General features: G+C 56.9%; 19 protein-coding genes. 6 read left to right on the top strand and 13 right to left on the bottom strand.

The window, feature by feature from the left end; genetic code table 11:
* Positions 1–284: 284 nt before the first annotated feature.
* Both istA and istB read left to right on the top strand, forming a co-directional pair.
* On the top strand, positions 285–1,838 hold the full coding sequence (gene istA, locus ASE71_RS25605; protein ID WP_060521044.1) for an IS21 family transposase: 1,554 nt from the start codon (positions 285–287) through the stop codon (positions 1,836–1,838).
* Positions 1,839–1,856: 18 nt separating this feature from the next.
* Positions 1,857–2,633 carry an IS21-like element helper ATPase IstB gene (gene istB / locus ASE71_RS25600; RefSeq protein WP_060521043.1) on the top strand — a complete coding sequence of 259 codons (777 nt, stop codon included), beginning with the start codon at positions 1,857–1,859 and terminating at the stop codon, positions 2,631–2,633.
* 642 nt (positions 2,634–3,275) lie between these two features.
* Here istB and ASE71_RS25595 read toward each other — a convergent pair.
* From ASE71_RS25595 to ASE71_RS25540, 13 genes are all read right to left on the bottom strand, one after another.
* Positions 3,276–5,450: an FkbM family methyltransferase gene (locus tag ASE71_RS25595; RefSeq protein ID WP_060521042.1), complete on the bottom strand. Its 2,175-nt coding sequence runs from the start codon at positions 5,448–5,450 to the stop codon at positions 3,276–3,278.
* Between the two features lie 12 nt (positions 5,451–5,462).
* Positions 5,463–6,767 carry a hypothetical protein gene (locus ASE71_RS25590; RefSeq protein ID WP_156400757.1) on the bottom strand — a complete coding sequence of 435 codons (1,305 nt, stop codon included), beginning with the start codon at positions 6,765–6,767 and terminating at the stop codon, positions 5,463–5,465.
* Complete coding sequence (locus tag ASE71_RS25585) at positions 6,767–8,107, bottom strand: glycosyltransferase (RefSeq protein ID WP_060521040.1); 1,341 nt, start codon at positions 8,105–8,107, stop codon at positions 6,767–6,769. Before ASE71_RS25585 ends, ASE71_RS25590 begins: the two co-directional genes overlap by 1 nt.
* Before the next feature lies 1 nt (position 8,108).
* On the bottom strand, positions 8,109–9,296 hold the full coding sequence (locus tag ASE71_RS36015) for a hypothetical protein (protein ID WP_156400756.1): 1,188 nt from the start codon (positions 9,294–9,296) through the stop codon (positions 8,109–8,111).
* Between the two features lie 89 nt (positions 9,297–9,385).
* Positions 9,386–10,495, bottom strand: coding sequence for a DegT/DnrJ/EryC1/StrS family aminotransferase (locus ASE71_RS25580; protein ID WP_060521039.1), 1,110 nt, complete (start codon positions 10,493–10,495; stop codon positions 9,386–9,388).
* Positions 10,492–11,118, bottom strand: coding sequence for an acetyltransferase (locus ASE71_RS25575; RefSeq protein ID WP_060521038.1), 627 nt, complete (start codon positions 11,116–11,118; stop codon positions 10,492–10,494). Before ASE71_RS25575 ends, ASE71_RS25580 begins: the two co-directional genes overlap by 4 nt.
* Positions 11,119–11,147: 29 nt before the next feature.
* Positions 11,148–12,125, bottom strand: a complete 978-nt coding sequence (gmd, locus tag ASE71_RS25570; protein ID WP_113544624.1) for a GDP-mannose 4,6-dehydratase — start codon at positions 12,123–12,125, stop codon at positions 11,148–11,150.
* A 267-nt stretch (positions 12,126–12,392) separates the two neighbouring features.
* Entirely contained in the window at positions 12,393–13,823 is a 1,431-nt protein-coding gene (locus ASE71_RS25565; protein ID WP_060521036.1) for a mannose-1-phosphate guanylyltransferase/mannose-6-phosphate isomerase, read from the bottom strand.
* Positions 13,824–14,201: 378 nt separating this feature from the next.
* On the bottom strand, positions 14,202–14,996 hold the full coding sequence (locus ASE71_RS25560) for a sterol desaturase family protein (protein WP_060521035.1): 795 nt from the start codon (positions 14,994–14,996) through the stop codon (positions 14,202–14,204).
* Positions 14,997–15,077: 81 nt separating this feature from the next.
* Positions 15,078–15,875, bottom strand: a complete 798-nt coding sequence (locus ASE71_RS25555; RefSeq protein WP_060521034.1) for a 3-methyl-2-oxobutanoate hydroxymethyltransferase — start codon at positions 15,873–15,875, stop codon at positions 15,078–15,080.
* A 46-nt stretch (positions 15,876–15,921) separates the two neighbouring features.
* Positions 15,922–17,148, bottom strand: coding sequence for an NAD(P)/FAD-dependent oxidoreductase (locus ASE71_RS25550; protein WP_060521033.1), 1,227 nt, complete (start codon positions 17,146–17,148; stop codon positions 15,922–15,924).
* 49 nt (positions 17,149–17,197) lie between these two features.
* Positions 17,198–17,515 carry a MocE family 2Fe-2S type ferredoxin gene (locus ASE71_RS25545; protein ID WP_060521032.1) on the bottom strand — a complete coding sequence of 106 codons (318 nt, stop codon included), beginning with the start codon at positions 17,513–17,515 and terminating at the stop codon, positions 17,198–17,200.
* A 30-nt stretch (positions 17,516–17,545) separates the two neighbouring features.
* Positions 17,546–18,637: a fatty acid desaturase family protein gene (locus tag ASE71_RS25540; RefSeq protein WP_060521031.1), complete on the bottom strand. Its 1,092-nt coding sequence runs from the start codon at positions 18,635–18,637 to the stop codon at positions 17,546–17,548.
* 164 nt (positions 18,638–18,801) lie between these two features.
* Between ASE71_RS25540 and ASE71_RS25535 the strand changes: the two genes are divergently transcribed.
* The 4 genes from ASE71_RS25535 (at position 18,802) to ASE71_RS25520 (ending at position 23,687) form a co-directional block, all read left to right on the top strand.
* A complete protein-coding gene (locus ASE71_RS25535; protein ID WP_060521030.1) occupies positions 18,802–19,833 on the top strand; it encodes a LacI family DNA-binding transcriptional regulator in 1,032 nt (343 codons plus the stop codon).
* A gap of 175 nt (positions 19,834–20,008) precedes the next feature.
* Positions 20,009–20,821, top strand: a complete 813-nt coding sequence (locus ASE71_RS25530) for a TIM barrel protein (protein WP_060521029.1) — start codon at positions 20,009–20,011, stop codon at positions 20,819–20,821.
* A gap of 230 nt (positions 20,822–21,051) precedes the next feature.
* Positions 21,052–21,981 carry a sugar ABC transporter substrate-binding protein gene (locus tag ASE71_RS25525; protein ID WP_060521028.1) on the top strand — a complete coding sequence of 310 codons (930 nt, stop codon included), beginning with the start codon at positions 21,052–21,054 and terminating at the stop codon, positions 21,979–21,981.
* 164 nt (positions 21,982–22,145) lie between these two features.
* Complete coding sequence (locus ASE71_RS25520) at positions 22,146–23,687, top strand: sugar ABC transporter ATP-binding protein (protein ID WP_060521027.1); 1,542 nt, start codon at positions 22,146–22,148, stop codon at positions 23,685–23,687.
* The last annotated feature ends 6 nt before the right edge of the window (positions 23,688–23,693 follow it).

Here is a 23,693-nt window from a genome sequence, read left to right as displayed (position 1 = left end):
GGACGCATAACCCATCGCAAGCGCATTCCGGAGCCGCGTTATCGCCGAATGGCTCGGACGCAGCAATTGGCCTCGCATGGCTTGAAGGTGCGGGTTTCGGTAATTCGCGGACAGGGTTTCCATTAAATCCCGGACAGCGATTTCACTAAATCCGGGACAGCATTTCCGCTAATTCCCGGACAGCGATTCCGGTAAATCCCGGACAGTCTTTCGGCGATTAAAACATCGACTTTCGCACGCGCCGTTTTGCCATTCTGGACCCCGATTTGAGAGGGGTGCGGGGAATGGCGAGACGGAAGCAGGCGAGACTTACTGACGTGAAGGACATTCGATCGATATTGCGACTGACGCACGAACAGGGGCTTTCGGTTCGTGCGATATCGGAACGGCTGAAGATCAGCAAAACGACCATTTCGACCTACCTGCTGCGGGCGCGTGAGGCCGGGCTGACGGGCTGGCCGTTGCCGCCTGGCCTTGACGAGGACGCTGTGTTGCAGCGTCGCCTGTTCCATCGTCGCGGCCGCCCGCCCCAGGATATGCACGCGCCTGACTGGAGCCAGATCGCCAGTGAACTGAAGCGAAAGGGCGTGACGCTGACGCTGTTGTGGCAGGAATATCGCGAGCGGCACCCGAACGGTTATGGATACACTTGGTTCTGTGAGCGCTTCGCCGCTTTCGAACAGCGCGCCAGCGCCACTTTCCGCAATCGCCACACCGCCGGCGCGGCGATGCAGACCGACTATGCTGGTCACACCGTCCCCGTCATTGATCCGGCGACGGGCGAGATCCGGCCGGCGCAGATCTTCGTCGCGGTTCTGCCGGCCTCTTTGTACACCTTCGCCTATGCGAGCTTCACTCAACGGCTGCCAGACTGGATCGAGGGTCAGCAACGGGCTTTGAGCTTCTTCGGTGGCGTAACGAAAGCGATCGTCTGCGACAACCTCAAGGCCGGCGTTGCCAAGCCCTTGTGGTTCGAGCCGACCATCAACGCCACTTTTGCAGCATTCGCCGAACATTACGACACGACGATCCTGCCGACCCGCCCAAAACGGCCGAAGGACAAAGCCAAGGTCGAAGGCAGCGTTCTGATCGTTGAGCGCTGGATCCTGGCGCGACTGAGGAATGAGCGCTTCTTCAGCCTCGTTGATCTCAATGTGCGGATCAGCCAGCTCCTCGACGATCTCAATAACCGGCCGATGCGGCGTGTTGGCAAATCCCGACATCAACTCTTCGAAGCGATCGAACGCGACGCGCTCGCCCCCTTGCCAGCAACGCCATTCGAATATTCCGAATGGAAATCGGCAAAGGTTCATCCCGACTATCATGTCGAGGTCGATAAGGCCTTCTACTCCGTGCCGCACCGCCTGATTGGCCGCCAGGTCGATGTCCGGCTCACAAGCCGGATCGTCGAGGTCTTCCATGATCACCAACGCGTCGCCAGTCACCGCCGGACGTCGCAGCGGGCTGGTCACGTCACCGTCAACGAACACATGCCCAAGACGCATCAGCACTATGCCAACACCACCCCGGCGAGCCTGATCAAGCAGGCCGCAAAGATTGGCCGCAACGCTGCGATCCTGATCGAACGGCTGATGCGCGATAGGCCCCATCCCCAGCAGGGATACCGCGCCGCTCAAGGCGTTCTATCACTCGCGCGCCGGTACGGACCTGAGCGTCTTGAAGCCGCGTGCGATCGGGCGCTGACGATCAATGCGACCAGCTATTCCTCCGTCAGCACCATCCTCAAATCCGGCCTCGATCAAGCTCCACCAGCCGCCGAGCCGGTCAAGCCAGCCCCGCCGCATGGCAACATCCGCGGCAGTTCCTATTACCAGTGAAGAAAGGAAGACACTTGAATGCTCACACATCCAACCCTCGACCAGATGCACGCACTCGGTCTATCCGGCATGGCAGCAGCTTATCGTGAACTGGCCAATCAGCCCGAGGGCAGCGATCTCAACCGCGACGAATGGCTGGGTCTGATGCTCGACCGGGAGATGGCCGTGCGCGGTGACAAGCGCCTGACCAACCGGCTTGCAATCGCCAAATTGCGCTTCCCCGACGCTTGCATCGAGAACATCGACTTCGCCGCCCATCGCGGCCTTGACCGCAGACAGCTTCTCTCCCTGGCACAAGGCGAATGGCTCAAAGCCCATGAGCACTTGATCCTGACCGGACAAACGGGAACCGGCAAAACCTGGCTTGCCTGTGCCATCGGACGGCAAGCAGCCCGCCTCGATTATTCCGTTCTCTATGTCCGAATGCCTCGTCTCTTCGAGGATTTGGCACTGGCGCGCCTCGACGGTCGGTTCCCTCGATTGGTCGACAAGCTCGCACGTGTTCAACTGCTCATCTTGGATGACTGGGGAACCCATGCGCTCAGCGATCAGCAGCGGCTGGATCTCCTGGAAATCTTCGAAGAGCGCTACCGCAGGAAATCAACTCTGATCACCGCCCAACTCCCCGTGGCGCAGTGGCACGAGATGATCGGCGAACCAACCATCGCTGACGCCATCCTCGATCGCATCGTTCACAACTCTCACCGAATTGCGCTCGAAGGCGATAGCATGAGGAAGCAAAAGCAAACCTCGCTCTTGACCGAAACGCGAAACGCCGAAATCAATAACAAATGACATCAACCAGGCGAACGAAAGTCGATCCCGCGAGACTGTCCGCGATTTAGTGAAACGACTGTCCGGGATTTACCGGAATCGCTGTCCCGTTAATCCGAAATCCGCATTGAAGGAAACTTGGGGCCGTGGTTTGACCGCTCCGGCAATGCCGTGTGACAGTTCATCGGATGCAATTAATGCCAGTGCAGCTTGAGCAACACCGGCCCATACTTGCCGGCCAACGTCCGCACTGAAAGGCATGTCGGCGTGATCGACGGAAACCTGCACAAGGTCTAGCAAGACGCTACGCAGCTGTAGCCGAAAGGCAAGGCCTATACGCGTATACGCTTTTACCCCCGAAAGATTACTGGCCAGGTTTACGTTCATGTGGACGCGCTACTTTGCAACCGTATCACCCTTGCATGAATTAAGCGGCCGGCGAATGATGCAAGCTTCTGCTGCCCTAGTCACGCGATCTCAATCCAATCAAGTTGACTTTCGCCAAGGTAGACGCATGTTGCGTCCAGCGCAAATACGAACGATTCAGGGCGCCGAATGCGGTTCCTACATCGTTGCCCGGCCTACGCTTCGTCAATTCAAGAAGTGTTCTAGATGCATTTATCGCCACGTTGGAAGCCTGGGGATACGCGTCGTCGAAACATGTCAATCGGTCGGCATGTCGGGGTCCAGAATGATCGCGCGACGGAAGTATTCGCTTGAACCTTCCCGATCACCTTTGCTCCTCAAGAAATGCGCAAGTTGGAAATTTGCGTCCCAGTTCAAGGGCTCCGCCGCTACCGCCGCATAATAGGCCTGTTCGGCCTCGGCCATTCGTCTTGCCTCTTTCTCGGAATGGCCGAGTTGAACTAACCAAGTCGCATTTGCCGGAGCAGTAGCAGCAAGTCTGCGATACAGGGCCGCCGCGTCCTCCCAGCGAGCGCTACGTGCTGCGGCCTGCGCCTTCCAGAGTGTGACATGCTGCCTAAGACTGTAACGCGCTTCTCTCGCCTTCAATGTCGGCTCGTTTTCATCAGACACTTCGGCTCCCAACGCTTCGAGCGCCTCTCGCACAGGGCCAAAATCAGGCGCTATCGCGTGGGCTGCACGAAAAACGAGTAGGCCGCCCTCCACATGACCTAAATCTTTCAGCAAGTGGCCGAGATGCAGGCAGGTGTCAACGTTCGTCGGATCGAGCCGCAAAGCCCTGAGATAGCCTCGTAGGGATGCCTGTTTATCGAATGAGCGCAATGCATGTCCGAATTGTTTCCAGACATTCATCTTCGTGCCGTCAAGTGCTAAGAGCTCAGCGTAGTGGCGTGCAGCGTCCGCCTTGGCGCCGCTCCGCATGCACTTTCTGGCTGCAGCAAGAAGGGCACTTCGCCTCAAAGCTGAAAACGGCGATGGCTTAGAGCCACGCCTACTCGGGGCTAGCACGCCACGGTAGACAATCGTAGCCAGCTGTGACTGTGCTTCCGCAAGCTTGCGACAAGTATCCGACAATTCAGCTTGTCGCTGGACGAGCTCTACACGTCGCGATTCGGCGAGTGCGAGCGCTCGCTGGCACTTCTCGCCTCCCCCCAAATACGCCCGCTGCAGTTCCCGCTCAAGACGACTGCACTCGTCAGCAAGTTCGTGTACACGCGCTATATTTGTAGCGCGCTGACGAGACAACAACTCATTGCGGCGTAATTCCAACGCAAGTTCGTTCCGCAACCTAATTATCTCGTCATTCAAAACAGCGCTAACCGTGGCAATCTCTTGCGACAAAGACTTTTTAACTTGCTGCAACTCCCGGACGATTGAAATCTCTTCGTCCGCAGTTGATGTAGGCGATTCGGAAGTAGGCATTTTTTCGAGATTTTTCTCTAACATTTCTTCATCATTCATTTTCGCTAATGCCGCCAAACGTTCATTGCCGGGACGGCAGAGAAGAATGTTGACTGAATGAAATAATGTAGCGTCTGAAGGGCTGAAAGGGTGGACCCGCGCTTGGTTCTCTTCTATCCACCAATGCTCTGAAAGTCCAAGCTGATTAAACGCAGACAGCCATTCGTCAATCGTCAATCCCGTGTGTTCCAAATGGCTGAGTCCCATCTCGGCAACGATCACGATATCTGGGTTTTCAAGAACGATCCGTTCCATCCCACGCGCAATCGCCGGCTCGGCACCTTCCGCGTCGATCTTGACGATACTGACTTTCGAGCCAGTCTCAAATGAGCGATCTATCGTCGTAACGGGTACATCAACATGGCCTGATGGGTCGTTCCCGGGGTACAGCGACCCCATCATGCTATTTGTGCCACCATAGAACCGCGCGAAGCCAGCACGATCAGCGAGTGCCGTCACATGGATCGAGCAGCGATCTGCTATCCCATTGATGATCAAAGCTCTACGCAAACCTTCAGCGGATCGTGGCACAGGTTCGAAAGCATGAACCTGTCCGTTAGGCCCGACTTGAAGGGCTAGCGGGATTGTTAGCAATCCTATATGAGCTCCAACGTCTATGCAGACATCGCCCGGCTTCGCCAGAAACTTTAGTACCTCGGTAGTCCCGACTTCGTGAGTGGCGGTCCCCGCACTGAGGTAAACGAGGGAGCTGAACTCCTCTTCTCCAACGACTACCCAACCAACAGTGGTCCTGACCGCGACAAAACCATCATCCAAAGGAATGCGTTGTCTTCGTTGTAGGTCTTCCAACTCTGATTGTACAGTTGCGACCCTATGTTCAATCAACTCTGCCCTCATAGAAAGGTCGATTAAGATCGACTTGCTTGCCTGTATACAAGCAACCGCCATCTCCAACTCGCCATCATACGCTTCTTTATCAGAAATACTCATCGCACCGATGTTTCAGTAAATGGCGGAGCTTGCATAGTCAGCTGCTACTTGATCCCATCCCCGGGCGACCAGTTGCTCAAATATACCCAGTTGCTTATCTATTGCGCTCACCGGATTAGAAACGACGTACTTGATCAGTTTCACCAAGCCCAAGCTATCGTTTGGATCAAACATATAATCGTTTAGCTCGGGCGCATCGTCCAGCAACTCTCGCGTGTGCGGACCAGCCGCCATAAGACAGGGAGTTCCTACACTGACGGACTCATAGAAGGGAAACGGACCGAGGCCACCTTCGAATATCGAAGGATGAACAGTCAATTTGGCGCAATGATAGAATGCGGCATGTACAGGCCTCGGCAAGTCGGTCATCGAAACGATATCAGGGATTAGTTGCTCCCTTTCAATCAGCCCGGGCAAAGCAGTCCATGTTGCACCGAAATGCAAGGGCGCAGTCATTATTAGCTTTATGTTTACCCTATTTTCGCGAACCAGAAATCGAAAGGCTTCCGCGACAATGCGCAGGTTCTTCGTAACCCGATCCTGAGTTGACACCGCGATGTAGTCGATCTCTTCGAAAGGGTAATTCGTGAAATATCGCCAGCCGCGCTCCGCAGCATGCTGCCGTAAGATCTGCGCAGCCTCGCTCAGGCTCGCTTTTGTCTTCTGTCGGTTCGAAACAAAAGGCAGCAAATCGATCAGATCTGGCGCAGCGTGTGGCACGATCCGTATCTTACTCGGATCGACCCCAAACAATGGCGTCGCCTGTTCGGTCGCAACATGGCGAGAGAACGTTATGACTCGGTGAGAGCCGCTTAACAACTCTTGAACCTGATTTCGCCAGCGAAAGTGATAGCCATCCTCGCCCCAAGCGGCTGGATCGTGAACGGGAAATGTGATTGGGATTGCATCCGGAAAAATTGTTGCAACGGGAGCGTCAAGCATCAGCGCGTGGTGAAAATAGGGATAGAGGACTAGCCAACCGTCGACGCCAACATTGGTGTTGGCGAAATTCGCTAATGCGACAAAGTCTCCTTCGGCTATCGCCCCCGGTGGCGGTGAGTGAATTGTATAATCTGTACCAGCCACGGCGTTCAGTGAACCAAGATCGGCCTCCGCCTCGCTACGAATCGAGGCTGGAACCACGACTCGAAATACATACTCCTTGCTTGCCGCGGCACCTTGGATGATGAAGCCGAGCAGTCTGGTCATTCCCTCATTTGACCAACGTGCGCCGTGCGGCCATTCCGTCCAAATTCCAACGGACTTTCGTTGAGAATGTTGAAATCCCATAGCTTCTTCGCTTGCTTGAGTTTTCACTACCACCCCCCCCTCGCCTTGCCTGAAGCGGCATTTGCATATACGCGCGCGGCCTGGTCCCAGCCCCGCTCCAACCGGCGTTCATAGGCTGGCAGTTGCGTCGCAAGTGCTTTGGATGGATTATCTATTACTTCATTTATAAGCTTTACCATTCCTTCGACATCGTAGGGATCGAATACGAGTGGCTCCAACTCCGGCTCGGTTTCAAGTAGTTCGTCAACATGCGGGCCCCGCCCCATGATGCACGGCGTGCCTACACTCACCGACTCGTAGAACGTGAGGGTGCCTACGATACCCTCATAAAATGAAGGATGGATCGTAACTTCGGCGCAGTGGAACAGTGCAGCATGAACTTCGCGGGGAACATCGGGTAGCGAAAGCACGTCGAACTGCAATTGTTGCGCCTCCAACAAGCTCGGAAGCAGAGTCCAATCCGCGCCCCAGTGGACCGGCGTTGTCATAAGTAATTTCAGGCTAACTCGATCTCGACGCAGCATCCGATTGATTGCAAGCGCAGCTCGCCCGACATTCTTTGTAATTCGCTCTTGGGTTGCTACGAACGCGAACTTAACCTCTTCGAATGGAAAATCCCGTAGATACGATATTGATCGCTCCTCCGCAAACCGCCTCAATATCGCCGCAGCACAATCTCGAGTTGCTTTAGTCTTCTGGCGATTGGTGACAAAAGGTAACAGTGACGACAGATCCGGCGGAGCATGTGGGTTGATGCAAATACTACGCTGGTCGAGGCCCAAGAGCTTCACACCGTGCCGCGTCGCGACATGCTTCGAGTGCGCTACCACAGCCTCCGCATCCCTCAAAGTTTCCTGAGCGATGCGCAGCCAACGAACCCATTCGCCTTCGTCGGACCAGTAATGTTCATAGTCCCAACCAATTGGAAAGTCGTAAGGAATCGCATCGGGTAGCAACGCAGCTTTTCCCTGCGTCAAAAGTTGTGATCCTGTGAAGTGTGGGAAAGTATTCAGCCAACCGGAAACTTGAATATGCAAATTCGCGTAGGCCGCCATTATGGCCACGAAGTTGCTAAACCCTGCAACACCGTTCGGATTAGAAGCGATCCAATCTCTTTCAAATGCTTCCGTGGCCTCGTGCACTTGCCAATCAACCCCTTCCGTCGCAGCGAGACTGCGTAAATCTTCGCGCACCGTCTCAGCCATACCCCTTGGAACGAGTACATGAAAAATGAACTCGGCGTTCTTTGCACCCCCCTCAATAGTGAACCCAACAATTCGCGAGATGCCTTCATTGGCCCATCGAGCGCCCGGCGGCAATTCACTCCATATGCCGATGGGAACACGTTCCACATGTTCTGTCATCATCTTACCTCAACAGTCGGTCCAACACTGGAAGCCATTCCTCAGGAAGGGTAGGTGCAGGCAACGTACTGTCTCGCTCAATTCCAGAAAAAGACGTTGCGTCACTTGCTAGATGTAGCGCGTCAGCGATCTCGGGCGGGGTGCTCTGATTATAGAAGGAAACTCTCACGCCAAGAGCTTCTGCTAGCATTTCGCTTTGTGGATAGCGGTAGCCGATGAAAGGAAGGTTTGCTGCGCTAGCGCGCACCAAACCCTCATTTTCGCCATCGGCCAGAGCACTAGACCAGACAAGATCCACTCGTTGAATAAGCCTGCGAAGATCAGATTCGTGCGCAATTGGCTCGAGCGCCGCACACTCAAGCACTTTACGGGACCAAGTTGGCACCGTCCGAAGTTCCGATGCCAACTCACTAGACACCAAACGGTGTGCATTCACACCAGCAACCAGTATTCGCGCCAAGCCTCCTTCTGCTTTGTAGATCCGAAGCCCCTCCAATGCATTCGCGAGATCATATCCGGCATCCGGTTCTACGAGCCAAAGCAAGGTCGGATCGGCAGTCCGCTCGCTCTTCACACGCCTCACGGGCAATGCTCGAAATGCAGGCACTTTAATTAGTCGGCTCCTCCGGACACCAGCGTAGCTCGATAAATCATCTAGTGTGGCATCGCTAGAAGCGACGACCGCGTGCGATTGCCTCCAAAGCCTAAAAGCATCTGTCTGTCGTTCCCAATAAGGCGCGTGGAGATCCTGACCGAAAGCGCTCGGCACATAGCGCGCCGCCAAATCGCGAACATAAAATGCCGTGGGCTTTAAAGGAAGAACGGCCCCGTGCCATGCGTCTGCAAGCACGATCCACGCATCGCAATCGGTAAAGTTCCAACCCCAGTCACGAGGGATTGAGACTTCATGTATTCCTTCCAGATCTGACTGTATGGCCGGGTACATGCGAAGAGCCATTTCGGTCGCTACTCGTTCCCACCCGAGATGTCGTACGATGCAGCGAGGAGCTATCGCTTTAATTTCAGCTTCGCCGCGCCGCCAGACCTCATCCGCAGCCCTAGGTAGGCCGATAACTACTTCAACTTCCGCACCGTCGGCGCCTTTAAGAAACTGAAGTAATTCAGCTAGTTTCGCAGCGCGCCAAACGTCCCGATATATTGCCTTTTCAGGGAGAATGATAGCAATTTTCAAGTTTATGTTCCCAAACTACTTTCTGCTTAGAAAAATTAAATCGGCCAATTAACGAATCTTTCAAATGCCTTAAACGACGATACCATCCATCAAGTCAATGCTTGTACGATGACATCGCAAACGTAATCTATATCGTCGATCGATAGGCCTTCATGAGTAGGTAAATTGATACCACGCTCGCTACAGAAAACTGCATTTGGAACCTGCACCCTCTCGTCAAAATAGGGCGGCATCTGATTCAGAGGAAAGAATACAGGGCGCGTTTCCACGCCTTTCTGCTCGAGAGTTCGCATCAGTTCATTGCGCGCCAAACGCGCTTCATCACCTATCAGCACTGTATACATCCAGTACGCGTGCGTGCATTCATTTGAGACATATGGTCGTACGACCAACTTCCCCAAATGCGCTAGCCTTTCGTCATAATGGGCGCCGATATTTTTGCGTACTGCAAGCGAGCGTTCAAGATTCTCCATCTGAGCGACGCCTATCGCCGCTGTAACATTCGTCATTCGGTAATTGAATCCAATTACGGGGTGCCAGTAACGCCGATCTGGATCCATGCCTTGATTGCGAAGCAGTCTCATCCTGGCCGCGAGATCTGAGTCATTGGTAGTGACCGCACCTCCTTCACCGGTTGTAACAATTTTGTTGCCGAAGAAACTGAAGCTGCCGCACGCAGCAAGGCCACCTACCCGCTTCCCCTTGTATAGAGCACCGTGGGCTTCCGCCGCGTCCTCAAGTACCCATAAGCCATACCGTTCCGCGATTTCTAGGATGGGGTCCATGTCAGCCGCCTGGCCATACAAGTGAACAACCACAATGCCCCGTGTCCGAGGCGTAATAGCAGCCTCGAGCTTCTCTGGATCGATATTGAAAGTGCGTGGATCGTTGTCCACGAAAACGGGTGTGGCAGCACAATATCGAACACAATTAGCCGTAGCGATATAGGTGAGCGCTGGCATTATTACTTCGTCACCGGGTTGCAAGCCGAGTCCTACCATAGCCAAATGCAGGGAGGTTGTGCCGTTGTTGCATGCGATTGCATACTCAACACCTGCCATCTCAGCAACTTGTTCCTCGAATCGGTCGATGAATTCACCCTTCGATGATATCCAAGTCGAGTCCAACGCTTCGTTTACATAGCGCTTTTCATTTCCCGACAAACGCGGTGCCGCAACGCTGATCTTTCTAACACTCATTTCACTTCACCAGAAGACAGAGGACGCGCTGGAATACCGACGAACTTTGCGCCAGTGGGCACGTCACGGTTGACCACGGCACCAGCACCGATTATTGCGCTGGAACCAACACTAATATTAGGAAGCAGGATCGCGCCCGCACCGATGAACGCACATTCGCCAATTCGGACAGCACCTGTCACAGCCGCGGCCGGGGCGATATGGGCCCCATGGCCCACACTGCAATCGTGATCAACCGATGCATTCGTGTTTATGATTGCAAAATCGCCTATGATGGTTTCCGCATTGATCACTGCGCCAGACATAACGACCGAGCTCCTACCGACTGATGCACTCCCGGAGACCAGCGCCCCTGGGGAAACAAGCGCGGGCAACGCGTAGCCCATATCGAGCAACTGGCGGGAAAGCCTGACACGTAGAGCATTGTCTCCCAATGCCACAACCGCCAATCGAATGCCGGAAGCGAAAATCGCTTCTAGCTGTTCGTCCCCCCCTATGACGGGGACGGACAAAACAGTTCTCGGAGTGGGGTTCGCATCCGTGCAGCAGGCGGGCTCAAATCCTCGAGCCCGCGCGATTTCTATCACGACCTTCGCATGTCCACCCGCCCCAACGATTAACATCTTTTGTGTCACGGCAGTTCGGCAATCCTTTAGTTTCGCCTGAGACGCGCCATATCAGCATCGACCATTTCGCAGATCAACTCCTCTAGTGACACGGTGGGCTCCCAACCGAGCTTCATCTTGGCCTTGCTTGGATCACCTAAGAGAATGTCCACCTCAGCGGGGCGGAACAAGCTCTGATCAATAACGACATGCTCCTCGGAATTTAAACCTACATGCCTAAATGCAATTTCAAGCATATGCTCGACCGTCCAAGTCCGGCCTGTAGCGACCACATAGTCGTCGGCAGTTTCCTGCTGAAGCATCAACCACATCGCCTTAACGTAGTCGCGCGCATGCCCCCAGTCACGTTGCGCGTGCACGTTACCGAGACGCAATTCTCGCGTAAGGCCCATCTTAATACGGGCAACGCCCGCGGTGACCTTCCTGGTCACAAACTCCTCGCCGCGCAAAGGCGACTCATGGTTGAAGAGTATACCAGAGCTTGCATGCATACCAAAGCTCTCGCGATAGTTGACCGTAATCCAATGACCATAGAGTTTGGCAACTGCGTACGGCGAGCGGGGGTAGAACGGCGTCCTCTCGCTCTGATGTTCGCTTTGAATCAGTCCAAACATTTCAGACGACGACGCCTGATAGAAACGTGCCTTACACCTGAGCATCCTGATCGCCTCGAGCATGTTCAGAACCCCCACGCCTGTGACATTTGCCGTTAGGTGAGGCTGCTGCCAAGAAGTAGCGACAAAAGACTGAGCCGCCAAATTGTAGATCTCATCGGGCTCGATGCCATCTATTAGCCGAATAAGACTAGACAAGTCCGAGATATCGCCCTCCACAATCGATATGCGGCCTAGAACACCAAGCCATTCGAGACGATCGAGATGCAACCCACCCGTGCTAGACCTTCGAGCCACGCCCCAAACTTCGTAGCCTTTGCCCAGAAGGAACTCGGCCAAATATGCACCGTCCTGTCCCGTGATGCCGGTAATCAATGCTTTGGGCAAAATTCAGCTCCTAAATATTATCATAACCCGCATACAGAGCGGCAGCGCGCCTTATTACACGCTTTTTCTCCAACGAAAAGCGCAAAAATATCCGCTCACGGACCACTGAATTCTGCGGTTGGAACCACCTAGGTAAGGATAAAAAATCCTAACTCGCGGTAATTCGCCTACCGTGTCCCGCCTCATAGTCACGAGAACCGGTTAGCAGGGCTTTGACACGGCAGAATTGCAAAATAAAGATTACGAGTGACCCTGAAGAAGAACCGGTCGCTAAGCATCGAGAGCGCGGCGATAGTCGTCTTCCACGCGAATAACGTCATCGTCGTGGATGTAGGCGCCGGTCCTCACTTCGATCAGTTCTAGTGGTATGCGCCCTTGATTTGCTATGCGGTGTAGGCGACCTAGCGGGACATATAAGGATTCGTTTTCCGTCAAAACCGAACTCTCTTCTCCTATAGTTACGGTAGCAGTGCCACCGACGACCACCCAGTGTTCGGCCCGGTTCATATGCCTTTGTAGTGATGTACGTGAACCTGGATCAATCACCAATCGCTTGACGCCAAAGCGTTCTCCCATGAGCATTTCTTCGACGAAGCCCCAAGGGCGGTAGCTTCGCTTATGGTTCTCCGTAACCTCACCATGACGGCTTCCCTTCAGAGTATCTACAAGGCCCTTGACATCTTGACTTCGGTTCTTAGGCACGACCAATACCGCGTCCTTGGTCGCGACTACGACTAAATCTTTTGCGCCAACAACTGTGGTCATAATGCCAATCGAATGAACCAAGCAACCTTCCGACCTCAAGACGACCCCCTCACCCTCAACGGCATTTGCATCGTCGTCCTTTGACGCCACCTCCCAAATAGCATCCCAACTGCCGATATCCGACCAACGAAAATGGCCGCGCACTACGGCAATCTTTTTCGAGTTTTCAATTACAGCGTAGTCGATCGAGTTCTTCGGAGAAGCCTCAAAAGCTTCTCGGTCAAGACGCAAAAAACCGAGATCCATCTCCGCTTGGTCAACCGATTTTTGAACCGCCTTAACAACCTCTGGCGTGAAGGCCTCCATTTCTGAAATCATAACATCGGAGCGGAACAAAAAATTGCCGGAGTTCCAGAGGTAGCCCTTATGAAGGTAGCTAATTGCGGTTTCCACATTTGGCTTTTCGACAAAAGTGTCTACTTCGTAGAGGTCCGTTTCGCCGCCAATTCCTGCACCTGGGCTGATGTATCCATAGGAAGTTCGGGGTTCACTTGGCGTTAGGCCGAACACCACGATCTTTCCGTCACGAGCCGCATTGCACCCCCTCACCACTGCCGCGGAGAATAGATCGTCATCGAGCACAATATGATCGGCCGCGAGTGCTAGCACCGATCCTCCAGGCCAATGCCGCTCAGCGATTACGGCCGCGGCCGCAATGGCTGCAGCGCTGTCGCGCCGGGCTGGCTCTAGCACTACGGAAGCGGGCACTCCAACGTCACTCGCCTGACGCTGTGCAAAAAATCGAAAATCTTCATTCGTAATAACTATTGGTTTGTTATAGAGATTTGGATCGGAGACTCTTTGCAAAGTCTGTTGGTAGGTGGACAAGTCCCCAACCAACGGTTGGAACTGCTTCGGAAGCTGATCTCGCGAAACTGGCCAAAGTCGGGAGCCAGCACCGCCAGCAAGGAGTACAGGGGTTATCTTAGCTGTCATCGTCTCGCTAAATCCATTTAACCAGGTTTTTGTTGGTTAGCATCTACAATTCGCCTTCGAGTTGAGCAATGATATTGTTTTTCGCACCTGCTGCGTCGCGATCTTGTTTCCAATAAGCGTTGTCTCATCGCGGATTGGCCGCAGGTGTCTTGAACCCGCGTAACACAATCCCCCGATCCACTAACACCACTGCACTCGTACCGGTATTGCGCTCCCCAAGGTAGCCACCGTATCGCGTGTACTATCGTTCCTCGTTCTACCGGCACTTTTCACATTCCAGAGGCGCGTACCATCTGACAATCCACCCCGATTAAAGGTTGGCGCAGGAATGCTCCGTCTACAATGATAGCAATGTTTGTGGGTTCGGCCTTCGACCCTTCAACCACGCCCCGCTGCCCCTGTCGCCTTTCGCAGCTTCACAGCCGGCGCCTCGCCTTCAAACGCCTCAACCCGCCGGTCATAGTTTGGCGCCACCGTTCCCATCACGCGATCCCAAAATGAGAAATAGTTCGCGTAGTTGTATTTGAATTCGGCGTGGTGCTGGTCGTGATAGGTCGTGCAAAGCATCGGCGAAGGATACCGCGCCGTGCGTGACGCGAAATATTCGAAGCCGGCGTGGCCGAAGGTGCCGTTAATCTGATCGAACAGACGGTGAGCCAGGAGGATGATCGGCGGGAACGGCACGAGAAGCGTGATGACGGCGTAGTAGCCTTGGCTCATGGCCGTATCCACCAAGCCGATTGAATCGTTGCTCCAAGCCGTCGGCGCGACACTGCGGTGATGCAGGAGATGGTACTTATAGAAGAGCTTGGTGTGCAGCAGCCGGTGGGCGAAATAGAACCAGGCGTCGAAGAGAACCATGCAGATCACGAAGAGCGGAACGGCCGTCCACCAGCTGAACTCCCAGGGCGAGAACAGGGTCCATCCCTTGTACTGGACGAAAAGTCCGATCGCGACCGACGTGCAGGTGACGAGGATCGAGGCCATGCTCTGGCGGATCTCGATGGCCTTGCGCTTCTCGCCGCGCCGCCCCTTCTGGATGCGGCGTTCGGGGTTGCGATCGTTGAGCCAGGTGATGCCGTAGCCGAGGATGAAGTACAGCGCCACCGTCGCCGCATAAATCGCTGCCAGCACGCCGACAAAGGTGAGACTGTCCTGAAGAAGGGCGCTCAAATCGTGATCCGTCGCGGAAAGAAAAGTTGAATTGGCGCTTGGACTATACCAAGCACCCTCTTCCGCGCAAGCCGTACGGCTTTAGCCGCGCTCGAGTTCGGCCAGAAACGCGCGCAATTCCGCGCCGTCGATACCGACGAGGTGCCCCTCCTGCGGGTAGCTGCCCGAGCGGACATCCTCGGCAAACTCCGAGAACGCGGCGATCCGTTCGCGCTGCAGCCTGTCGTATTCGGCGGCAAAGTTGCGGTAGGTCTTGGCGTGACGCGGCACGTGGCCGCGATTGCTGCCGAGCACGTCGTCGGCAAACAGATATTGGGCGTCGCAGCCTGACCCCGCCCCCATCGAAAGCATCAGCATCGAGGTTCTGGCACTGATCGCCGCTGCAACACCTCCCGGCACGACCTCGATTTCCGCCGCGAAGGCGCCGGCTTCCTCAAGCGCCTCGACCTGCCGCCAGATCTCGAGCGCGCTCGCCGCGGTCTTGCCGACGGCGCGAAAGCCGCCGGTCCAGGTGGCCTTGGAAGGGATGAGACCCACATGACCGCAGACGGGAATGCCCTCCTCGCGCATCCGCCGGACGGTGGAAAGCCCTGCCGCACAGTAGACTGCATCGCCGCCGGCCTTCAGCGCCTTGAAGGCCGCGCGCATATAGTCTTCCGCGGTGACGTAGTCGCCGTATTCGAGGCCCGGAAAGGCAAAACAGGTCGGCGCCACCTCTCGAAACTCGGGCCCTAAGAGCGCCGGCGGGACGGAAACGAGATCGATGCCGGCGGCCTCCGCCGCTTCGGCCTCATCGAGCGTTTCGACACGCAGCATGGTCAGCTGGCGCTTGCCCTTCATCGACAGGAGATCGGCAACGGTTGGACGGTGGCTTTTCATGAGAAGGCTCCGGAGATCATGAAAGAAGGATGATTTGCCTCTCGCGCTAGGCGGCGAGGAGTGCCTTGAGCTTGGTTTCGGGCGAGATGAGCGCCTGCGGATCGGGTCGCTTTCCGGCTGCAATCAGCATTTCTGCAAGCCGGATGTCGCGCGCGACCGCATTGCCCGGTCCGATGCCGGAGGCCGCAAGCAGCCGACCGGTATCGTCGAGATGAAAAAGAATGAAGGCATCGTCGGTAAGTTCGCGCCTGACGGTCGTTGCAGCACCCTCGGCAAGCCCCGCGATCTGCAGCGTCAGATCATACTGGTCGGACCAGAACCACGGCACGCTGGTGATCGCCTCGCCACCGCCGAGCAAATTGCCGGCAACCAGCGTTCCCTGATCCTGCGCATTGCGCCATGCCTCAAGGCGTATTCGGCGATCCCCATAGTGACAGAGCGGGAACGAGCAGCAATCGCCGGCGGCATAGATATCGGGATCGCTCGTTTGAAGCGTTGCGTCGACCGCAATGCCGTTCTCGATTGCAAGGCCGGAGACGGCTGCAAGCTCCGTGTTCGGGACCGCGCCGATGCCAACGACGACGAGATCGGCCTCGATTGTCTCGCCGACGGCGAGGACGACCCGCGCGCAGCTCTCGTCCGCTTCGATGCGCTCGATCTTCGCGCCGCACCGTATGTCGACGCCTTCTGCACGATGCCGCGCGGCAACGATTGCAGCGATCTCCTCCGGCACGCCGCGCGAAAGGATGCGCGGCAACCCTTCGATAAGCGCCACGGCAGCACCGAGCCGGCGCGCCGTTGCGGCAAGCTCCAGACCGATGAAGCCACCGCCGATGATCGCAAGCTTGCGGCCGGGCGAAAGTTCGCGGCCGATCTCCTCAGCATCGGCATGGGTTCTAAGCGTGCGGATGCGGCGTGCCGCCTCATCTATACCGGCGATGGTTCGCGCCCGCGCACCGGTCGTCAACAACAGCCGGGCATAGGCGATGCTGCTTCCGTCTGCGAGCGTCACGCGCTTTTCGGAGCGATCAATGGCCATGACTGGGGTATCCGTCAGCACTTCGATCCCAGCCGCCGCGTAGCGCTCGGCATCGGCGACATATTTCGGCGCGACCTCAGCCTTGAGCCCTTCCTTCGAGAGAGGCGGCCGCTCATAGGGAAGATGCGGCTCCGCACCGATCAGTGTGATCTTGCCGTCGTATCCCTTTTCCCTGAGGGCAAAGGCGGCCCTTGCGCCGCACTCGCCGGCGCCCACGATGACGATGGAACCCATCTCAACCTCCCTGCCCGCCGCGGCGAGCCCAATCCTATCGAGAACGGCTTCAGCTGAGCGAAATGAACACGCTTCCCGCCTCGACCTTCACCGGATAGGTCCTCAGGTTGACGCACACGGGAGCGCCCTTGGCCTGGCCAGTCTTGTAGTTGAAGCGGCCGTTGTGCTTTGGACATTCGATGATGTCGTCCATGACCAAACCGTCGGCGAGATGGATGTGCTCGTGCGTGCAAAGCCCGTCGGTCGCGAAATATTCGTCGTCGGGGCTGCGGTAGACCGCAAAGGTGCGTCCGCCGTGATCGAAACGGATCACATCTTCCTCATCGATTTCGTCCGCTGCGCAGACCTCAACCCAGTTTCCGCTCATGACTTCCTCCCATTTCCTGGCATTCGTTGGTTATTCGGCTGCGTGCACGATCGCACCGCTGTGAAACTCTCCCCGGTAGGGCTTCGCCGTTGCCGGCAACTCGCGCTTCAGGAAGTAATCTTCGTTCCGCAACTGTCGCAGAAAGGCCGGGATCATTTCGCGGTAGCCGTGCAGCATCGACGGGTTCGGTTCCGGCAGATCGTGCCTGATCATGGCATGCAGCTTCGGCAGCGCGTGATAAGGCACCATCGGGAACATGTGGTGTTCCACATGGTAGTTCATGTTCCAATAGACGAAGCGGCTCACCGGATTCATGTAAACGGTGCGGCTGTTCAGCCGATGGTCGGTCACGTTGTCGGCCAAGCCGCCGTGCTGCAGCAGCCCGGTCAGCACGTGGTGCCAGGCACCGTAGAGCCTGGGCAGACCGATCAACATCAGCGGCAGGATCGAGCCGAGATAGAAACTGGCGGCGATGGTGGCTGCATAGATCGCAAACCAGATGCGTGCGACCAGGATCGCCTTCGGCTGCTCCATTTTGGGGATGAAAGTCGCTTCCTCGGCGCTGATGATGCCGAACGTGTTGCGCACCATGTCGATCATCGCGTGCCAAACGTCGAGTACGCCGAAGAAATTGAGGACGAGGCGAAGGAGATCTGGCGGCCGCATGACGGCAATCTCGGGATCCCGGCCGACGATGACCGTATCCGTATGGTGGCGGGTGTGGCTCCAGCGCCAGGTGACCGGATTGCGCATGATCATGAAGCAGGCGATCTGGTAGACGACGTCATTCATCCACATTGTCTTGAAGGCCGTGCCATGGCCGCATTCATGCCAGCGGCTATCGGAGGCGGATCCGTAGAGAACGCCATAGGCGAGGAAGAACGGGACGGCCCACCAGGTGCCCCAGAAGGTGATGCCGGATGCGCCGAACAGAACGAGACAGCCGAGCCAGATCGCGGTGTCGCGGATGGCCGGACCATCCTCGCGCTTCATCAGTTCCTTCATTTGCTTGCGCGGAATGTCGGTGTGATACCACTCCGCGGCCGAGAGACCGTTGGCGACGGCTGCCTCAGCATCTCGGCCAAGCAGGCTGTAGTCTCGCTTCGTCGGCGTCATCGTCATTTGCGCTCCTCCCCGCGGTCCGACCCGATCTGGCCAGTGGCGTCTCATGTCGTGCAGTGACGATAGGTTGACTTTTGCCAGGTCTCAATGCAGCAATGATATATTCTCTCAAATGATGTCATCATTCGCATTTCATTCATGATGCAAACCTATCAGGAGACGCGATGAGCAACCGACCGACAATTGCCGACCTTGCGCGCACTGCCGGCGTCAGCGTCGCCACCGTCGACCGCGTACTCAACGGGCGCCATCCCGTGCGCGAGGAAACCGCGCGCCGGGTCTATGAGGCTGCTAAATCGATCGGCTATCACGCCGTGGGCTTGATCCGGCAGCGCGTCTTTGAGGACCTGCCGCAATACAGGCTTGGCTTTGTGCTGCAAAAGCCGGAGCAGGCTTTCTATCAAACGGTTGCGAAGGAAATCGAAAGCGCGGCGCTGTCGCTGTCGCATGCCCGCGTCTTTGCCCAGGTCGATTTTGTGGCAAATTCCACTCCATCGGCCATCACGGAGAAGCTTCGGGCCGCCGCAGTGCGCAACCAGGCCATTGCGCTCGTCGCTCCCGACTACCCGGCAGTGACCACCGCAATCGAGGAACTCAAGGAACGCGGCATTCCGGTCTTCTCCCTGCTATCGGATTTTGCGGCTGGCGTCCGTGAAGGTTATGTCGGCCTCAACAATCACAAAGTCGGCCGCACAGCCGCGTGGATGATCACCAAGGCGGCCAAACGTCCTGGCAAGGTCGCAGCCTTCGTCGGCAGCCACCGCTTTCTCGGCCACGAGCTTCGGGAGATTGGCTTTCGTTCCTATTTTCGCGAGCACGCACCTGATTTCGAAGTGCTGGATACGATGGTCAACCTCGACACCGCCGAGATCACCCATGAAGCGACACTCAATCTGCTGCAGCGCCACCCGGACCTGATCGGCTTTTATGTCTGCGGCGGCGGTATGGAAGGGGCGATCTCGGCGATCCGCGAGGAAAAGCTTGAGGGAAAACTGATCGCTGTCGTCAACGAGCTAACACCGGATTCCCGTGCGGCCCTTGGCGACGATGTCGTGACACTGGCGATATCGACCCCGACTCCCGCGCTCGCCCGGGAAACGATCAACCTGATGATCCAGGCGATCGACAAAGGCCCGACCGGGGCGCCGGGGCAAACTTTCCTTCCCTTCGACCTTTTTACGCCGGAGAATATCTAGCGGATCCTGATGGAATTCCATCATTGACGAAAGGCAATCTTGCAGGGATGCAAGACCTTTGCGCGTTGCGCGCTTTGACTACGCTCCAACAGTTGGTGAATTGTCCGCAAGGCTATAAATGGAATGAACGTTCTATTTATAGCCTTTGGCCCATCCAACTGGAGGAGACATTCCCGTGACCGCCCTGCCCTTTGCCCTCAACCACATGACGACGCCGAACCTGCCGCTTGGCGCCTTTTTCGAACTCGCCAGATCCCTCAGCATTTCATCCGTCGAAATCCGCAACGATCTCGCCGGCAACGCAATCCTCGACGGCACGCCCGCAAACGACGTCGCCGCCCTCGCCAGCCGTCACGACATCACGATCATCTCGATCAATGCTCTGCAGCGTTTCAACGAATGGAACGAGACCCGTCAGGCCGAAGCCGAAGAACTGATCGCCTATGCGCGCGACTGCGGCGCCAGGGCCCTTGTCCTCGTTCCCGTCAATGATGGCACGGGCCAGGCCGATGGCGAGCGGCAGGAAAGCCTTCGCAAAGCTTTGACGGCACTGAAACCGATGCTCGAAACGGCCGGAATCATCGGCCTCGTCGAACCGCTCGGCTTCGAGATCTGCTCGCTGCGCTCGAAGACGGAAGCTGTTGACGCAATCAAGGCAGTCGACGGCGAAAAGATCTTCCGACTGGTGCACGACACGTTCCACCACCACCTCGCCGGCGAGCCTGCAATCTATCCTGAGATGACCGGCCTCATCCACATTTCCGGGGTCGCGGATGAACGTGTCGCGGTGGCGGACCTGCGTGATTCGCACCGCGTCCTCGTCGATCGGAGCGACCTGCTCGACAACGTCGGACAGATCCGGCGCCTGCGCGCGGCGGGCTATGCAGGGCCACTCTCCTTTGAGCCATTTGCCGCCGAAGTCCACGGATTGGCGGATCCCGCCGCCGCGGTGGGACAGAGCGTGGATTACATCCGAAGCCATATCTAAGCGCCCCCCGGCGCGAGGCCGGCAAATCAACAGCGGGCGCCGCATCAGGCCTTGACGGCGTCCGTATAAAATGGAATACATATTCCGTAATCGCAATTTACTGGTTCGTTTATTCCGTTTCATTCGAAAGCGCAGCGGGAGTGCCGCTCTTGAAATGAATGAGCGCAATCCGGCATTGCGTCCCCGGCAGGAGAAGGTGTCGCCGGGCACCATTGTGGAGGAGAAAGACAATGAAGAAATTTGTGCTCAGCACAGCGCTGGCGATGATGATGTCGACGGCAGCCCATGCCGAGACCATCGGCGTATCCATGGCCCTTTTCGACGACAACTTCCTGACGGTCTTGCGCAACGGCATGTCCGACTACGCCAAGACGCTCGATGGCGTCGAACTGCAGATCGAAGACGCGCAGAACGACGTCTCCAAGCAGCAGAGCCAGATCCAGAACTTCATCGCCGCCGGCGTGACCGCGATCATCGTCAACCCGGTCGATACGGATGCGACGGCTGCCATGTCGAAGATCGCAGCGGATGCCGGCATCCCGCTCGTCTACGTCAACCGCGAACCGGTCAACGTTGACACGCTGCCGGAAAAGCAGGCTTTCGTGGCATCGAACGAGCAGGAGTCCGGCACGCTGCAGACGCAGGAAATCTGCAAGATGCTTGGCGGCAAGGGCAAGGCCGTCGTGATGATGGGCGAACTGTCCAACCAGGCCGCCCGCATGCGCACCAAGGACATCCACGACGTGCTTGCCACCGACCAGTGCAAGGGCATTGAGATCGTCGAGGAACAGACCGCCAACTGGTCGCGCACGCAAGGCTCGGACCTCTTGACGAACTGGCTTTCGGCCGGTCTTGAGTTTGACGCCGTCATCTCCAACAACGACGAAATGGCGATCGGCGCGATCCAGGCGCTGAAGGCCGCCGGTCGTTCGATGGACAGCGTCGTCATCGGCGGCATCGACGCAACGCAGGACGCTCTGGCAGCCATGGCCGCCGGCGATCTCGACGTCACGGTGTTCCAGAACGCTGCCGGCCAGGGCAAGGGCTCGGTTGACGCCGCACTGAAGCTCGCAAAGGGCGAGCCGGTGGACAAGAAGGTCTACATCCCCTTCGAGCTCGTCACCAAGGACAACCTCGACAAGTACCAGGCGAAGAACTGATCGCCACAGTCGGGAGTGCGGGCAAACCCGCGCTCCCCCTTTAAAATGCAGGTCGTCCGCAAATGCCTGCGTCCAATGGATGCCGCATGCGGTAAGATGGGCTGGTCACCCGCCAGCGACGAGGACTTTCCGCGACAGCCGGAAACGACGGGGAGGCAAGGAACATGACGCTCAGTCCGACAACGATGGCAGCCGTGCGCGCCAGCGGCGCGGTACCCAAAGCCGAATATCTTCTTTCTGCGGAAGGGATCCGCAAGGAATTCCCTGGTGTCGTCGCGCTCGACGATGTCGAGTTCAAGCTGAAGCGCGGCACGGTACATGCGCTGATGGGCGAAAACGGCGCCGGCAAATCGACGCTGATGAAGATCCTCGCCGGCATCTACACGCCCGACAAAGGCGACGTGAAGCTTAAAGGTGCCGAAATCCGGCTGAAGTCGCCGCTCGACGCCCTCGAAAACGGCATCGCCATGATCCATCAGGAGCTGAACCTGATGCCGTTCATGACGGTCGCGGAAAACATCTGGATCCGCCGGGAACCGAAGAACCGCTTTGGCTTCGTCGATCACGGCGAGATGAAGCGCATCACCGCCCGCCTGTTCGATCGCCTGAAGATCAAGATCGATCCTGAAATCGAAGTGCGTCACCTGTCAGTGGCCAACCGCCAAATGGTCGAGATCGCCAAGGCGGTCTCCTACGAATCCGACGTCCTGATCATGGACGAGCCGACGTCTGCACTGACCGAGCGCGAAGTCGCGCACCTCTTCGAAATCATTCGCGACCTGCGCGAACAGGGCATCGGCATCGTCTACATCACCCACAAGATGAACGAGCTGTTCGAGATCGCCGACGAGTTCTCGGTTTTCCGCGACGGCAAGTTTATCGGAACGCATGCCTCAAGCGACGTTACCCGCGACGACATCATCCGCATGATGGTTGGTCGCGAGATCACCCAGATGTTTCCGAAGGAGGAAGTGCCGATCGGCGACGTTGTCCTGTCGGTCAAGAACCTCGCGCTTGACGGCGTCTTCCGCGACGTCTCCTTCGACGTGCGCGCCGGCGAAATCCTCGGCATTGCCGGCCTCGTCGGCTCCGGGCGCTCGAACGTCGCCGAAACCCTCTTCGGCGTCACGCCTGCAAGCTCCGGCACGATTTCGATCGACGGCAAGACCCTTTCGATCGACAGCCCGAACAAGGCGATCAGGAACCGCATGGCGTTTCTCACCGAAGATCGCAAGGACACCGGCTGTCTCCTGATCCTCGACATTCTCGAAAACATGCAGATCGCCGTGCTTCAGGACCGCTTCGTCAAGGGCGGCTTCGTCACCGAAAAACAGGTCACGGCGGCCTGCGAAGAAATGAGCCGCAAGCTGCGTGTCAAGACGCCGAACCTGCAGGAGCGCATCGAGAACCTCTCGGGCGGCAATCAGCAGAAGGTGTTGATCGGCCGCTGGCTGCTCACCAATCCGCGCATCCTGATCCTCGACGAGCCGACACGCGGCATCGATGTCGGCGCCAAGGCGGAAATTCACCGTCTCGTCACCGAACTCGCGCGCAACGGCGTCGCCGTCATCATGATCTCTTCGGAGATGCCCGAGGTGCTCGGTATGAGCGACCGCATCATGGTCATGCACGAGGGCCGCGTCACCGGCTTCCTCGACAGGGCGGAAGCAACCCAGATCAAGGTCATGGAGCTCGCCGCGAGCTGAGCGAAG

The organism is Ensifer sp. Root954, assembly GCF_001429005.1.
GTDB classification, from domain to species: Bacteria; Pseudomonadota; Alphaproteobacteria; order Rhizobiales; family Rhizobiaceae; genus Ensifer; species Ensifer adhaerens.
This window is presented reverse-complemented; position numbering and strand designations above follow the sequence as displayed.

Excerpts from the sequence above, each read along its gene's own strand:
- istA (WP_060521044.1), top strand. The coding sequence starts at position 285 with ATGGCGAGACGGAAGCAGGCGAGACTTACTGACGTGAAGGACATTCGA.
- istB (WP_060521043.1), top strand. The coding sequence starts at position 1,857 with ATGCTCACACATCCAACCCTCGACCAGATGCACGCACTCGGTCTATCC.
- ASE71_RS25595 (WP_060521042.1), bottom strand. The coding sequence starts at position 5,450 with ATGAGTATTTCTGATAAAGAAGCGTATGATGGCGAGTTGGAGATGGCG.
- ASE71_RS25585 (WP_060521040.1), bottom strand. The coding sequence starts at position 8,107 with ATGATGACAGAACATGTGGAACGTGTTCCCATCGGCATATGGAGTGAA.
- ASE71_RS25580 (WP_060521039.1), bottom strand. The coding sequence starts at position 10,495 with ATGAGTGTTAGAAAGATCAGCGTTGCGGCACCGCGTTTGTCGGGAAAT.
- ASE71_RS25575 (WP_060521038.1), bottom strand. The coding sequence starts at position 11,118 with ATGTTAATCGTTGGGGCGGGTGGACATGCGAAGGTCGTGATAGAAATC.
- ASE71_RS25565 (WP_060521036.1), bottom strand. The coding sequence starts at position 13,823 with ATGACAGCTAAGATAACCCCTGTACTCCTTGCTGGCGGTGCTGGCTCC.
- ASE71_RS25555 (WP_060521034.1), bottom strand. The coding sequence starts at position 15,875 with ATGAAAAGCCACCGTCCAACCGTTGCCGATCTCCTGTCGATGAAGGGC.
- ASE71_RS25550 (WP_060521033.1), bottom strand. The coding sequence starts at position 17,148 with ATGGGTTCCATCGTCATCGTGGGCGCCGGCGAGTGCGGCGCAAGGGCC.
- ASE71_RS25545 (WP_060521032.1), bottom strand. The coding sequence starts at position 17,515 with ATGAGCGGAAACTGGGTTGAGGTCTGCGCAGCGGACGAAATCGATGAG.
- ASE71_RS25540 (WP_060521031.1), bottom strand. The coding sequence starts at position 18,637 with ATGACGATGACGCCGACGAAGCGAGACTACAGCCTGCTTGGCCGAGAT.
- ASE71_RS25535 (WP_060521030.1), top strand. The coding sequence starts at position 18,802 with ATGAGCAACCGACCGACAATTGCCGACCTTGCGCGCACTGCCGGCGTC.
- ASE71_RS25525 (WP_060521028.1), top strand. The coding sequence starts at position 21,052 with ATGAAGAAATTTGTGCTCAGCACAGCGCTGGCGATGATGATGTCGACG.
- ASE71_RS25520 (WP_060521027.1), top strand. The coding sequence starts at position 22,146 with ATGACGCTCAGTCCGACAACGATGGCAGCCGTGCGCGCCAGCGGCGCG.